Source organism: Lysinibacillus sp. NPDC093216, assembly GCF_050280325.1.
Lineage (GTDB): Bacteria > Bacillota > Bacilli > Bacillales_A > Planococcaceae > Lysinibacillus.
In genome coordinates this window covers 73,688-88,334 of record NZ_JBNNVB010000021.1, presented here as the reverse complement: position 1 = coordinate 88,334, position 14,647 = coordinate 73,688, and the positions used below count along the sequence as shown (strand labels likewise).

14 protein-coding genes and 1 riboswitch are annotated in these 14,647 nt (G+C 37.5%); of the genes, 11 read left to right on the top strand and 3 right to left on the bottom strand.

Annotated elements, in window-relative coordinates; all coding sequences use genetic code 11:
- Positions 1-9: 9 nt before the first annotated feature.
- From ACQKOG_RS19855 to ACQKOG_RS19830, 6 genes are all read left to right on the top strand, one after another.
- Entirely contained in the window at positions 10-921 is a 912-nt protein-coding gene (locus ACQKOG_RS19855; RefSeq protein WP_427448094.1) for an alpha/beta fold hydrolase, read from the top strand.
- Positions 905-1,636 (top strand): 3-oxoacyl-ACP reductase FabG, encoded by a 732-nt coding sequence (gene fabG, locus ACQKOG_RS19850; protein WP_427448092.1) that lies wholly within the window; start codon positions 905-907, stop codon positions 1,634-1,636. Before ACQKOG_RS19855 ends, fabG begins: the two co-directional genes overlap by 17 nt.
- A gap of 16 nt (positions 1,637-1,652) precedes the next feature.
- Positions 1,653-3,119, top strand: coding sequence for a class I adenylate-forming enzyme family protein (locus ACQKOG_RS19845; RefSeq protein ID WP_427448090.1), 1,467 nt, complete (start codon positions 1,653-1,655; stop codon positions 3,117-3,119).
- A 231-nt stretch (positions 3,120-3,350) separates the two neighbouring features.
- Positions 3,351-3,740: a hypothetical protein gene (locus tag ACQKOG_RS19840; RefSeq protein ID WP_402874453.1), complete on the top strand. Its 390-nt coding sequence runs from the start codon at positions 3,351-3,353 to the stop codon at positions 3,738-3,740.
- A gap of 620 nt (positions 3,741-4,360) precedes the next feature.
- Positions 4,361-4,795 (top strand): MarR family winged helix-turn-helix transcriptional regulator, encoded by a 435-nt coding sequence (locus ACQKOG_RS19835; protein WP_370076568.1) that lies wholly within the window; start codon positions 4,361-4,363, stop codon positions 4,793-4,795.
- Positions 4,796-4,814: 19 nt separating this feature from the next.
- On the top strand, positions 4,815-5,672 hold the full coding sequence (locus ACQKOG_RS19830; RefSeq protein WP_427448087.1) for an MBL fold metallo-hydrolase: 858 nt from the start codon (positions 4,815-4,817) through the stop codon (positions 5,670-5,672).
- A 75-nt stretch (positions 5,673-5,747) separates the two neighbouring features.
- Here ACQKOG_RS19830 and ACQKOG_RS19825 read toward each other — a convergent pair whose 3' ends face one another.
- Positions 5,748-6,308, bottom strand: coding sequence for an AAA family ATPase (locus ACQKOG_RS19825; RefSeq protein WP_370076564.1), 561 nt, complete (start codon positions 6,306-6,308; stop codon positions 5,748-5,750).
- A gap of 443 nt (positions 6,309-6,751) precedes the next feature.
- On the opposite strand from ACQKOG_RS19825, the gene ACQKOG_RS19820 reads away from it, so the two are divergent.
- From ACQKOG_RS19820 to panF, 3 genes are all read left to right on the top strand, one after another.
- The gene (locus ACQKOG_RS19820) at positions 6,752-8,446 is read left to right on the top strand and encodes a methyl-accepting chemotaxis protein (protein WP_427448084.1); all 1,695 of its coding nucleotides are present in this window, start codon (positions 6,752-6,754) and stop codon (positions 8,444-8,446) included.
- 270 nt (positions 8,447-8,716) lie between these two features.
- Positions 8,717-8,980 carry a YhdT family protein gene (locus ACQKOG_RS19815; RefSeq protein WP_370076560.1) on the top strand — a complete coding sequence of 88 codons (264 nt, stop codon included), beginning with the start codon at positions 8,717-8,719 and terminating at the stop codon, positions 8,978-8,980.
- Positions 8,980-10,425, top strand: a complete 1,446-nt coding sequence (gene panF / locus ACQKOG_RS19810) for a sodium/pantothenate symporter (protein ID WP_427448082.1) — start codon at positions 8,980-8,982, stop codon at positions 10,423-10,425. The genes ACQKOG_RS19815 and panF overlap by 1 nt, the downstream gene beginning before the upstream one ends.
- 887 nt (positions 10,426-11,312) lie before the next feature.
- Here panF and ACQKOG_RS19805 read toward each other — a convergent pair.
- A complete protein-coding gene (locus ACQKOG_RS19805) occupies positions 11,313-12,095 on the bottom strand; it encodes a TSUP family transporter (protein WP_427448080.1) in 783 nt (260 codons plus the stop codon).
- Positions 12,096-12,218: 123 nt separating this feature from the next.
- Here ACQKOG_RS19805 and ACQKOG_RS19800 point away from each other — a divergent pair, with 123 nt between their 5' ends.
- Positions 12,219-13,001 (top strand): TrmB family transcriptional regulator, encoded by a 783-nt coding sequence (locus ACQKOG_RS19800; RefSeq protein ID WP_427448078.1) that lies wholly within the window; start codon positions 12,219-12,221, stop codon positions 12,999-13,001.
- Between the two features lie 73 nt (positions 13,002-13,074).
- On the opposite strand, the gene ACQKOG_RS19795 is transcribed toward ACQKOG_RS19800, so the two are convergent.
- The gene (locus ACQKOG_RS19795; RefSeq protein ID WP_415730643.1) at positions 13,075-13,446 is read right to left on the bottom strand and encodes a nucleotide excision repair endonuclease; all 372 of its coding nucleotides are present in this window, start codon (positions 13,444-13,446) and stop codon (positions 13,075-13,077) included.
- A 556-nt stretch (positions 13,447-14,002) separates the two neighbouring features.
- On the opposite strand from ACQKOG_RS19795, the gene ACQKOG_RS19790 reads away from it, so the two are divergent.
- Positions 14,003-14,302, top strand: coding sequence for a YfzA family protein (locus tag ACQKOG_RS19790; protein WP_427448075.1), 300 nt, complete (start codon positions 14,003-14,005; stop codon positions 14,300-14,302).
- Between the two features lie 156 nt (positions 14,303-14,458).
- Positions 14,459-14,569, top strand: a riboswitch (SAM riboswitch).
- Positions 14,570-14,647: the final 78 nt, after the last annotated feature.

Here is a 14,647-nt window from a genome sequence, read left to right as displayed (position 1 = left end):
GGAATTGCGATGTTAAAAACCGTTGAGCTATCAAATGGAGAAACGATTGCTTATCGTAAACGTCAAGGAGGAGAGCGTGCTATATTACTTATTCATGGCAATATGACATCCTCCAAACATTGGGACGTTCTAATCGATGCGTTGGATGAAAAATATACAATTTATGCGATAGATTTACGAGGTTTTGGTGGTTCATCTTATCATAAACCAATTTCCGCGATTAAAGATTTTAGCGATGATGTGAAGCTTTTTGTGGACGCCATTCAATTAAAACACTTTGACATGATTGGCTGGTCTACGGGCGGAGCTGTATGTATGCAGTTTGTCGCTCAATATCCAAGCTATTGTCAGCAGCTTATTTTACTAGCCTCGGCATCTACGAGAGGCTATCCATTTTACACGGATTTAGGTACTGGCAAGCAAGCAGCCTTAAAGAGGGCATTTACCTATGAAGAAGTACTTGTCGATACATCTAAAACAAAATTAGTACAAGGCTTCTACGATTTGAAAAATGTGCAAGGCTTACAGTCGATCTGGAACGCACTTATATACACCCATAATCAACCTAGCCCGGAGCACTATCAGACATATGTGGAGGATATGCTGACACAAAGAAATCTCGCTGAAGTTTATCATGCATTAAATGTCTTCAATATAAGTGCTGTTAATCATGAAGTAGCTAACGGCACTCATGAGGTTCAACAGATTACCATTCCAGTTTTAGTGTTAAGAGGGGATCGTGATTACGTCATAACAGAATTAATGAATGACGAAACAATGCTCGATTTAGGTGCAAATGCACAATTCGTCAGCTTAAAAGACTGCGGTCACTCCCCATTAATTGATGATTTATCACAACTTATAACTGAAATTGAAGCATTTTTAGAAATTGGAGGTAAAAATTATGCGTTTAAACAATAAAGTTGCCATTATTACAGGAGCTGCAAACGGGATTGGCTATGCTGCTGCTGAACGATTTATTGAAGAAGGTGCACTCGTTGTCATTGCAGATTTTAATGAAGAGGCGGGTATTTCAGCTGCCCAGCAATTAGGGGATCAGGCATTATTTGTGCAAGTAAACGTTGCGGATAGAGAAAGCGTCAAGAAGCTAGTGGCAACGGTTATAGAGCATACGGGCCGAGTTGATATTTTAGTGAATAATGCAGGTATTACACGTGATGCAATGCTAACAAAAATGACGGAAGAGCAGTTTCACCAGGTGCTTGATGTGAATTTGACTGGCTTGTTTCATTGCACACAAGAGGTGATTCCACATATGATTGCTGCCGGTGGGGGCAAAATTATTAATACATCCTCTGTTAGCGGTGTCTATGGCAATGTTGGCCAAACAAATTACGCTGCCACAAAGGCGGCTATTGTAGGCATGACCAAATCATGGGCAAAGGAATTGGGGCGCAAAGGTATCAACGTGAATGCGGTGGCACCTGGCTTTACAGAAACAGATATGGTGAAAAAAATGCCAGAAAATGTGCTTGCACAAATGCGCTCCATCGTGCCACTGCAAAGATTAGGAACACCTAGAGATATTGCTAATGCTTATTTATTTTTAGCATCTGATGAGGCTTCCTATGTCCACGGTCACACGCTTCATGTGGATGGAGCAATTATGATGTGATAAGGAGGCTTTCAAAATGTATGTAGAGCAATCCTGGATTTTAAAACGTGCATCGTTAACACCTGAACGTTTAGCATTGGTGAACCTAGAAACTAAAGAACAGTGGACTTATCAGCAATTAACAGAGGAAATCAAAAAATGGAGTCATTTTTTTGAGCGCCAAAATTTGCAGGGAGGAAGTCGTGTAGCCGTATTTGCGAAAAATCATATTCAGCTTTTTGCTGTCTTATTCGCCTGCGGATTAAGAGGTCTTATCTACGTGCCATTGAATTGGCGTATGAGTAAAAAGGAATTGCATGATATTTTGACGGATGCTACGCCTTCTTTACTGCTTTACGATGAAGATATGAATTGCCCTTTGTCTTTTGAAAACATGCATTCTCTTCGTTTAACTAGTGAAGAAGCAGTTCTCAGCATTCGAGAACTAGACCTTAATGATCCGTGGTTAATGATTTATACAGGGGGCACAACTGGCAAGGCAAAGGGTGTTGTACTATCCTTTAATTCTGTGAATTGGAATGCTATAAATACAATTATTAGTTGGGGCTTGAGTGATAGTGATTGTACGTTAAATTATATGCCGTTGTTTCATACAGGAGGTTTGAATGCATTATGTATACCGCTGCTAATGGCTGGCGGTACAGTTGTAATTGGTGATAAGTTTGAGGCAGAAAAAGCTCTTCAGGCGATTAATCAGTATAAGACAACGATTTCGCTTTTTGTGCCAACAATGTACCAAGCGATGATTGCGACGGATTACTTTAAGAACAGTAGTTTCCCTGCAGTGAAAGTTTTTTTATCAGGGGGCGCACCATGCCCGTATCCGATATATGACGCATTTTTTAAGAAGGGATTATTTTTTAAAGAGGGCTATGGTTTAACAGAAGCGGGGCCAAATAATTTTTATATTTCTAGGGAGACCGCCTATTTAAAAAAAGGTGCCGTGGGGAAGAGCATGCAATTCAATGAAGCGAAAATTATCAATAGTGCAGGAGAAAGCTGTGCGCCAAACGTTGTTGGAGAGCTAATGGTTAGAGGAAAGCATATGTTTCGCTTTTACTGGAATAATCAGCAGGAGACTGAAAAAATCATTCAAGATGGGTGGTTAAAAACCGGCGATTTAGCACTAATGGATGAAGATGGTGACTTTTATATTGTCGGTCGCAGTAAAGAGATGATTATTTCTGGTGGAGAAAATGTTTATCCCCAGGAAGTAGAGCAATGTATTTTACGCCATCAGCTAGTGCAAGAGGTTGCGGTAATTGGAGTGGCGGATGATTATTGGGGAGAAATCGTGGCAGCAGTTATCGTTTGCCAGGATAAGCAAGATACTGTACTAGAAGAAATCAAAGAAATCTGTAGCAAGCATCTAGGTCGCTACAAAATTCCCAAAAAGATTATGTTCATCGATGAATTGCCAAAAACAAGTGTTGGAAAGATTGATAAAAAAGCATTGCAAATGTATGCGAAAGCCGCGAATTAACAAAGAACGCTTGGAGATCCAGGCGTTTTTTGGGGTTCTATAAATGAAATGTCTCCTTGAGGAAGGAATAATACCCCTGGAAATAAACGGATAGAAGAGGCTATTCAATTGGGCCAGATTGTTGAAAATCCCCTGTGTAATTATGATAAAATATTGCGAGTGAAATCAGATTTTTAACGATTTTCAGTATTAAAGAATATATTTCAGAAACGAAGAGAGGGCAGTACTATTATGGAAAACGTATCAAATGTAGAAAAATTGGAATCAATAAAATCTTTACAATCGACACTCAGAAAACTCGAAAGTGCCCTGTCACAGATGACCCAGAAAGGCGCAAATACTACCTTAGTAAAGAAACGACTCAAAGCTGTTTGCATTGGTTTAGCAATGTTAGAAAACGTTTGGAATCAAAGCCCTCATCATTATAACCAGGAAGATTTAGCAGAAGCGCGCAATGTTCTCGCTGGTTTATTACCATCAATTGAGAACATATATATGAAGTCAAAGGTTGGTAGTCCCCAAAGAACGCTTTTAGAAAGAAGAATTAAAGCGTTGGAACTAGCTGTTCAAGGGATTGATGAGCATTTAACTTCTTTCAGCAGGTGTCCGAACACCCGCTGAAAGAAGTTAAAGCCTCCGGCGAATGTCACGGAATCGGAAAGGAGTTCTTAGAGGATGTTAGCCTAAGATCATCGCATCCATGCGATAACGGCTAACTGACCTGCAACATGTTGTTGCTGCTGCCGCTTCGCTTCCGCGCAGATAAAACCCTTTTGCTGCCGCTACGTTAGCACTGCGCTTTCGCACAAAAAACATCTGCAGGCCTAAGCACAAAGCCGATTCCGGACGCAATTATGCCGAGGCATAATTGATTAAATAACTTATCTAACTAAATAGAGTATCGGGAGCTTTAGTAAGAAATCATAGTAATCCTTTTGAAGAACATATACTGCCGCTTTGCTTTCGCGCAAAAAAAATTTGTTGCCCCGATGCCCCCAGGAAAGCACCCAGTCGGAACGGAAATCAACCCTACGTTGTGAATTTACTGTCTTCCCACTGCTCACTAACAACCTTTACTATTTTTAATATAAATGAGCTGTTAGTGAGCAGTGGCTATGCAAAAATAATATCTAGGGGAAAAGAACGATTTCCATCTTTAATAAGCGCATACAATAATTGACAAACGAATAATGGTTAAGTAAACTGAACTTAACTAAAGATGAATTGGGGCTGATAAATCTGTGCACGATTATTTAACAATGATAGACAAAATCAATCAAAAGTTTGAGCAGTTCAAGTTGTTAGTTTTACAAGAAACCAAGGAGGTTGAGGAATTAGAGAACTTTCACTTAACCCCTCAACAAGAAATTATAATGTTTTATATCATTCGCAATGAGCCCGTAATTGCGAATGATATTGCAAATCATTTTGGTATTTCAAAAAGTGCGGTTAGCCAAGTAATTTCAAAGTTAGAAGAAATGAAAATGATCTATCGTCAAGAGAATTCAATAAACCGTAGAGAGACCTTTATTTATCTGGGGGATAGAGGTCAAGAGTTTCATCAGCTTCTAAATAAAATTGACGCCATTCTTGTGGAAAAATATTATTCGAAAGTTAGCTTAACAGAGTTAAAAAATGTTCTTGATACATTAAATAGGATTGTCGGAACTAATTAAAACAAAGGGAGTTAAGATAATGGAGAAAAATTTGAAACAACTAACCAATCGTATACATTATTTACCGCATGATTCTGAAACAGATCGACCAATACTGTCCGCCATATGCGGGAATCACCAAACATTAATTGTAGATGCAGGAAATTCTAATAAACATGCTAAGTTATTTCTTGGTGAACTAGATCAATATCAAATTAATAATTTTCATTCTGTAGTATTAACACATTGGCATTGGGATCATAGCTTTGGAACAAATCAGATGAATCTAGTAACCATAGCACATGAAAATACAAAAATGCATCTTGAAAAAATGATGAACTATGATTGGTCAGATGAAGCTTTAGATAATCGTGTCGAAAAAGGCCTAGAGAATCAGTTTTGCTCCGACATGATAAAGAAAGAATATGGAGAAGACAGAAATATTACCATCACTTTACCTAATATTACTTTTAAAGATAAATATGAGATTGAATTAGGTGGTATTCGGTGTATAGTCAAACATGTAGGTGGAGATCACTCTTATGACTCATCACTTATTTTTGTAGAGGAAGAAAAAGTACTTTTCTTAGGGGATTGCTTGTATCCAAGTATTTACACACAACAACCACAATATAAAATTGAAAATGTTAGACATCTCATAGAAATCATTGAAATGTTCGATGCCGAAATTTATGTACTTTCGCATGAACCCCCATTATCTAAAGAGGATTTTATGGGGTATATCATGTTGTTGAAGTTGATTTGTGACTTAACAGAAAAACATCAAAGAAACCACTCGAATTTGGTTAATGAACTATCTACTCAACTAAATCGTAAATTAAGTCAGTTAGAAGAAGAAATCGTATATTGTTTTATTAACGGATTATCAGTTGATTAAAATAAAGTTGTAAGCGGTATGTAGTTCAATTATAGAACCGAAAAAAACGCTTGGAGATCCAGGCGTTTTTCAATCCTATAAATGAAATGCTTCCTTAATGCTCAAAGCAACTTCTTTGGCACTCAAGTTTGTGTTGTTGATCTTGAGATAATTTGCATAATTTAATTCGCCCTCTAAGGAATTTAATCTGTATTTTTCCATCGAGCTTTTCAAATCTTTTTCAGACCATTCGATATCTCTTTTCGAAGGTTTATGCTCAAGTCGATTACCACTTTTATTTCGTTCCAATCTTTCTACTACATCAGCTTCAAGTTCTACAAAATAAACAGTACCTCCTCTAGATTCAAAAAGCTTTGCAAGGTCGTCGACATAATCCCAATCCTCCTGCATATCAAAAGCCCAGACATAAGTAAAAATTAAACCATACAAATTACTTTTCGATACCTCTTCAAATATTTCCTGACGAAACAAATTAACTAATCTTTTTCCTTCAGTCGTACCATAACTAAAAAAATGACTAACTAAATCGATCGTCATATGGTTATGAAAAAGCTTTAAATCCGTTATTTTAGCTAATTCCTGTCCAACAGTCATTTTCCCAACTGCTTGAGGACCGAATATTAAAACAAGTTTCATAATCTCTCTCCTCTCCAATCAACTTATCCATATAATATCTTTTTATGTGTATTTAGATATAAAAACCATATATAGATATATTAACATAAATTTCAAGATCCTCTTTGGGAATGTCGAAAGCTTCGGGCGTGTTGATGAGGAAAATATAATCCTAACTTTCGTCGTAGAGAAAAACTTATCGGAAGGCGAAACTATGAACGGAGAGTATTTTTTCTGTGCGAAAGATGGAGCGACAGAAACATGTTTTAATAAATTGTTATTCAACAAATATTAGAGAATTATTGTCTTTCCTATTGCCACTGCTCACTAACAGCTCATTTATATTAAAATTGTTAATTTATTGATAATGTATTGAAACTATTTACAGAATAATGTTTAATAAAAATGGATTACATTTTATACATAATATTCCTGTTAAATATGAGAAAGGAGAGAAAAATTATTTGCGCACTTTTAAAATTAGTACCAAATTTAATTTGCTATTAGTGGGAGTTATCCTGTTTTTAAGCATTATGATTGGATTTGTATCCCATATACAAGTGAAGCAAATTATGCTTAATAATTTTGAGCAGAGTGTAAGCCATATTTCAAAGGTCGGCTATGCGCTTCTAGAAGAACGATTTAAGGGAGATTGGACTATTAAAGATGGGGAACTTTACAAAGGGGATTCAAAAATAGTTGATCAGGAAGCCTTTGTTGATGAGGTTGGAGAAAGCATCGATGGTGGTGTAACCATTTTCCAAGGCTCAAAAGGACTTATTACTAATCTAAAGCTAAATGGCGAACGTTTAGTTGGCAAAGATGCTGATCCAAAAGTCGTTGAAAATGTAATGACTAAAGGGGAAACCTTTATTGGTGAGGCAGATGTAGTAGGAACGAAATACTTAACACTCTATGCACCTATTAAAGATGCAAATGGAGACATCATTGGGATGTGGTTTGTCGGTGAAACGATCGATGAAGTGAATGCTATTATTTTTGCATTTATCGGCAAGCTTCTCATTGTATTGTTCATCGGAGCTGTCATTGCTATATTAGGTAGCTTCCTCTTTACAAGAGCATTTGTGAAGCCGCTTCGTGAAATGAATGCTCAACTTCGAGATATTGCGGATGGAGAGGGAGATTTAACAAAACAGCTACAAATTAATTCCAAAGATGAAGCAGGTGAGCTTGCGCAATCGTTTAATAAAATGCTGACAAGCTTAAAGGTAGTCATGCAACAAATAGCACAATCCTCTAAACAAGTTGATGTATCGTCTGATGGCTTAACATCTAAATCACAGCAAACGGCGGATATGACGAGACAGCTAACTTCAACACTTCAAGATTTAGCCGATGGTTCAAGAACAACATTACATAGCACTAGTGATAGCTTAACGGCCATGCAGGAAATGGCGATTGGCATCCAACAAGTTGCTGAAACCGCTTCAACGGTTTCAGATGCTGCTGATTTAATGAGTGATGAGGCTGCTCAAGGAAATGACTCTTTGAATCGTGTATTGAATCAAATGACAATTATTAATGAATCATCCGACCATGTAGAGGCGCAGGTGCGAATATTAGGTGATCAGTCACAGCAAATTGGCAATATCGTTGATGTGATTACAAGTATCGCCGATCAAACGAATTTGCTTGCCTTGAATGCTGCCATTGAAGCGGCTCGTGCTGGTGAGCAAGGCAAAGGCTTTGCTGTCGTTGCAGATGAGGTTCGTAAATTAGCAGAACAATCAAAGGAATCTGCTGAACAAATAGCATCACTTATTCATTCAATTCAAAATGATACGGCCAATGTTATTACGGCTATTTCTAGTAACTCGAAAGAAGCTGCCGCAGGTATGGATGTTGTCGATGATACAAAGCTAGCCTTCCATAAAATCATGCAGTCGATTAAGGGGGTTAGTACACAGTTGCATGACATCTCTGCTGTGACGGAGCAAATGTCCGCAAGTGTTGAAGAAGTTACTGCCTCAACAGAAGCAATGGCGCGCATTGCAAACAAGGCAACTGAAAGCACCGACCACGTTACGTTAACAGCGGAGGAGCAATTAGCTTTCATAGATAATATGGCTTCTTCTGCCAAAGAGATGGCACAACAGGCAGACGAGCTTCAAAGCTTACTAAAGAAATTCCAATATTAGTTGAAAAACGCTTGGGTCCTAACGGGTTTACCTTGGGGACGAACAAGTACCTAAAAAGAAAAAAATTAATCTAGCAAATACACTAAACGAACACTCCTAAAAAAGGAGTGTTTTTTAGTTGTGTGGGATTTTATGTTAAAGTTGGATGCAAGGAATATAAAATGAGGAGGAAGCTGAGATGCAGAGCACATATAAGAAATTTATTTCTACACAAAGGTTCCCATAATACGAACATATCAGTAAAATAGAGTAGATTAGGGGGACTATATTTTGAAAGATCAACGCTTTAAAATTGCGCATCGAGAGGCGCTTATCGGTATCGGGCTTGTTATCGTCAACTTTGCGATTTGGTTTGGCTTTGCCTATGGTCTAGGCTCTGGTGATCCAACAAGCTATACGTATGTATTCGGTTTCCCTGCATGGTTTTTCTATAGCTGTATTGCAGGGACATGCTTTATGATTATTTTAATCTGGGTCGTCATGAAACTCTTTTTCAAAGAGGTACCATTTGACGATGAGGAGGTGGATCAATAATGCACTGGCAAGTTATTTTTCCACTGTTATTATTTTTAGTAATCATCTTTGGTATTGGGATATGGTCAAATAAGCATATACGCTCTTCCGATTCATTTTTACAGGAATACTTCCTTGGTGGTCGTGAAATGGGCGGCTTCATCCTTGCGATGACAATGATTGCTACGTACGGTAGTGCAAGTAGCTTTATTGGTGGTCCAGGCGTTGCTTACACGAAAGGGCTTGGCTGGGTATTACTGGCGATGGCGCAGCTTCCTGCAGGTTATTTTGTTTTAATGATTTTAGGGAAGAAATTTGCTATTATCGCAAGACGTTATCAAGCCATCACGTTAATAGACTTTTTACGAGAACGCTATAAGAGTCATGCCATTGTCATCCTATCAGCCATTAGCATCATCATCTTTTTATTTTCTGCAATGATGGCACAATGGGTAGGTGGTGCTCGATTAATTGAATCATTAACTGGCTTAAACTACACAACTGCACTCTTTATTTTTGCGATTTCCGTATTGGTTTATGTTATTATTGGGGGCTTCCGTGCGGTTGCATTGACGGATACTGTGCAAGGCTCGATTATGGTCATTGGAACGATTATTTTATTAATTGGGACAATCATCGCTGGTGGAGGAATCGATAATATTATGACCTCACTTGTCGCTGAGAATCCGAATCTTGTGTCTCCATTTGGAGCAGAAGGTGAATTAACGCCATTATACGTTTCTACATTTTGGATTTTGATAGGTGTCGGAGTTGTGGGGCTTCCACAAATCGCAGTTCGTGCTATGAGCTATAAAGATTCAAGAAGCATGCATTTAGCCATTATCATTGGCACTATTGCCATCGGGACAATTATGTTTGGGATGCATCTAATCGGTGTTTTAGCACGACCAGTGATACCAGGTATTGAGATTGGTGATAAAGTTATGCCACTGCTGACATTAAAAGTTTTGCCGCCATTTTTAGCTGGCATTGTTTTAGCTGCACCAATGGCAGCTACGATGTCTACAGTTAATGCGCTACTAATGCTTGTTAGCTCTACAGTAGTGAAAGATATTTACTTAAATTATATAAAACCAACAGCGAATGATACGGAAATTAAGCGTGCGAGTTTTATTGTTACAGCAGTGATTGGTTTAGTTGTTATTGTTTTTGCACTAAATCCACCTGATTTATTAGTATGGCTTAATTTATTTGCTTTTGGAGGACTTGAAGCAGTCTTTATTTGGACAGTTGTATTAGGACTATATTGGAAAAAAGCCAACAAATATGGTGCGATTTCCTCAATGATTTCGGGTATGACCTTATATATTATCATTGATCGTTTTTATCCTTCTGTCTTTGGCATGCATACTGTGACAATTCCAATAGTCGCTTCATTATTGATATTTGTTATTGTTAGTTTATTAACAAGTCATAAATTTAAAGATGAAAAGTTGTTTATTTAAATTAGAGAACGCCGTAGAGTGAATGTCTACGGCGTTTTATACTGTAGAAAATAAGCAAAACGCATAGAATGTTCGGAATGATGGATAGACTGTCAAAAATTTTGGATAGAACGTTCAAAATGACGGAAAGACCCTCCTGAGTGACGGATGGAACCTCCGAGGTGGCGGATAAAACCACTGAAATCACGGAAAGAACTTGAAGTGACGGAAAGACCACCCGGAGCGACGGAAAGAATCACTGAAGTGACGGATGGAACCTCCGGAGTGACGGATAAAACCACTGAAATGACGAAAAGAACTTGAAGTGACGGAAAGACCACCCGGAGCGACGGAAAGAATCACTGAAGTGACGGATGAAACTTCCGAAGTGACGGATAAAACCACTGAAACGACGGAAAGAACTTGAAGTGACGGAAAGACCCTCCCGGAGCGACGGAAAGAATCATTGAAGCGACGGATGGAACCTTAGAAGTGACGGATAAAATTACTGAAACGACGGAAAGAACTTGAAGTGACGGAAAGACCACCCGGAGCGACGGAAAGAATCACTGAAGCGACGGATGGAACCTCCGAAGTGACGGAAAGAACCACTGAAGCGAGGGAAGGATCCTCCAAATAATGGCTAGAATCACAAAGTCGTGGATAGAACCTTCGAAATCGTGGATAGAGCGTCCAAAATCGTGGATAGAATCCCTGGATTGATGGATAGAAAGTTCAAAGTGACGGAAAGACCCCCCGGAACGACGGAAAGACCACCCGGAGCGACGGAAAAAATCACTGAAGCGACGGAAAGAACCTCCAAAGTGACGGATAGAACAACTGAAACGACGGATAGCCTCTCCGATATGAAGGGTGGAATGCCCATAGAAAGCTAAAACGCCGTAGAGCTAGATATCTACGGCGTTTTTTATGTAATCATAAGCATTTTTAGTTAACAAAGTAATCGTTACGATAATAAATAATACGCGAACAAAGCCGCTACCTTTTTTAATCGCCATGCGTGAGCCTACGAGCGCACCGGCAATTTGAGCGATACCCATTAGTAAACCGTAGACATAATAAATCTGACCTAAGTAGGCGAACATTAAAAGACCAGCAAAATTACTTGCTAAGTTTAGAAATTTAGCATTTCCTGCAGCCTTTAAGAAATCGAAGCCGACTAATAAAAAGCTAAAAATTAAAAATGAGCCAGTTCCTGGACCAAGAAACCCATCATAAAAACCAATTGTAAATAACAACAGCATGAATAAAACTAAGTGTGTAAACTTTAAATTTTTGACTGAAGCTACTGAACCCCAATCTTTTTTAAAGATGGTATAGACTGCAACAGCAGCAAGCATTATGAGCATGAGTGGTTTTAGTAATTCAGGATTGATTAAATGGACAGTCCAAGCCCCAAAAAGTGATCCTATAAAGGCTAGGGGAAAGTATTTGATAACTGACCGAATTTCTAGCTGACCAGAACGATAAAAAGAAATGGTTGATGTCAAAGAACCCATAGTGCCGGCAAGTTTATTGGTTGCTACGGCTGCTGCTGGATTTAAACCAGCAAACATAAGGGCAGGTAAAGCAATTAAGCCTCCACCTCCAACGACCGCATCCACAAAGGCGGCTAAAAATCCAAAAGATATTAATAATATGACTACATTTACATCTAATTCAAATAGCATGTGTGCACCTCTCAATAGTTACTACTGAAATAGTAACTAAATTTCGCGAGGCTGTAAAGACTAATTTTTTCGTTGGCTTATCTTCATAGGCTTATCTTATAATAGAGGTAATGGAGGGATTCGATGGAATTATTAATCGCCCAATTAAAAGAATTGGGATTCACAGAATATGAAGCAAAGGCCTATACTGCACTTGTCCAAAATAGTCATGTTAGTGCCTATCAAGTAAGTAAAAACTCCGGTATCCCTCGTGCAAGAATATACGACATACTTGATGTACTTGTTGAAAAAGGGTTAGTATTGAAAGAAGAAACGGCAGATCAAACGACATACTCTTCCATTCCTGTCGCTGTGTTTTTACAACAAATTCAACAACGTTGGCAGTCAAATTTCACATCGATTAGTGATCAATTAGAAAAATTAGAGGTAAAAGAGCAGGAAGCGGAGCATAAGGTTGTCACATTAAAAGGCAAAGAGGCAATCGTTAATTATTGTCAGTCTTTATTAAAAAAGGCGGAGAAAAAAGTCATATTATCAATGTGGGAAGATATGTATGAAGAATTGCGGGAAGATATACATGAGGTAGCGAAGCATATCCCTGTTCATGGAATTACCTTGTATGTGGAGGACCATTTAGCTTCCGTTGACCAACACCGTATCACTCGCTATACGAGGAATGCGTCTACACCTCATTGGTTTATTTTATCGGTAGATGGCAAGCAAATGATTTATGGTCACTCTCCGTCAAATCAGGAAACGGCTTTTATTACCAATGATCCTGTTCATATCTATTTATTAGAGGATTATATATGGCATGACGTGCTTATTAATCGCCTTTTAAAGCGTGATGATACGGAGCTTGAGGAATGGATTACTAAAGAACGTAAAGCATTTTTCTTAGAATGAAAGTATTGAAAAAGAATCTGCAAGCCGTCATGTACATTACAGAAGGCGAGCAGATTCTTTTTTTCGTTAAATATTAATAAAATACTTTATCAACATTGTATTTAGAGCGGAATGAATTGATCGCGTATGTTTCGTAAATTTCACGTTCCATTGGATCTTCCACTTCATACACTTCAATTTTGAAAATTTCATTACGGTGATTTTTCATCGGTGACACATTGTCCTCGAAATGCTTTTTAATACGTTGACGAATTTTACGTGCTTTACCGACAAATAATAGTTCGTTCTCTTCATTGTAGAATAAGAAAATACCACCGTTTTCACGTGTGATTTTATGGAAATCAATAAAACCATGGTACGGTGTGATTGGTACATCACCTGGCTTTAAATCTTGTTCGCGTTGGCGAATTACTAAATCTGGTTTTGGAAATTCAATTTTAATCAAACTATTCACGTTCCTCTCTGTTACTAAAGGTATATGTTAACATAATTACAGCTTGTTTACCATAAAATATGTAGACATAGTTTCAAGATTAGTGTTAAACAAATTACATAATGACATGCATGGTTAATAACAAAATATTCTATGTATTATTGATATTCTTAATTGTTCATGTTACAATTCTTTTTAATTAAATAATCTCATCATGAGAAATTGAGGGATTGTTTTAGAAACCCAGTCGTACCAAGGGTTTGAAGTGCATGATAAGATGTTGAGTAGATTAAAGTTTATTTGTTATTAATAATACACTTCTTATTGTCTATTAATTTAGATGAGGAGAGGTGTATTTTTTTATGCTGTTAAAGTTTGCTTATGATGATTTTATTGCAGACAGAAAATTCAACAATACGACTCAAGCAAATATCAATAGTTACAAATACATGATTAAGCCGTTCATCGACAAATATAATTGATAGGATTATCTAAAAAAGAGAATATATGTTTAATTTTGAAACTTATTCCTGAATTTTACGTATAACAATTAGAGGGGGGATATAACTTGGCTAATAAACAAAAAAATCCAATTCCATTTTTGAAAAAGACTTGGGTGTCTTCTATTGGTGTATTTTTATTGTCACAGATAATCTTTATTACGTGTGAAGCAACAGGATGGATACCTAATTATAGAGATATTGGCGGAACGTTTATTGGAAGAATTACGGAAACTTCAATTTTCAAAGAGTGGTTTACTTTTTATGAAACACCAAATTTCAATTTACTTACTATCTTTTTTGGCATCTTTCTTGTGTTTGGAATAATAGAGGCGATAAAAAGTGTTTTTTCACCAAGGTCTACATAAGTAAAGACTATAGCAAAAGTATCACTAGGGTGTAAAGATAAATAACTAAACTATAATTTCCCTAAAAACATAATGACATGCATGATTAATAACAAAATATTCTATGTATTATTGATATTCTTAATTGTTCATGTTACAATTCTTTTTAATTAAATAATCTTATCATGAGAAGTTGAGGGATTTGGCCCGATGACGCTTCAGCAACCTCTAACGAGAGTTAGAAAGGTGCTAATTCCAGCAAAGGATTTGTCCTTTGAGAGATAAGAGTGAACGTGGAAAAATCCTTCTCATTCTATCTCATATGGAATGAGGGGGATTTTTTAATTTCATCGTTTGACATATTGA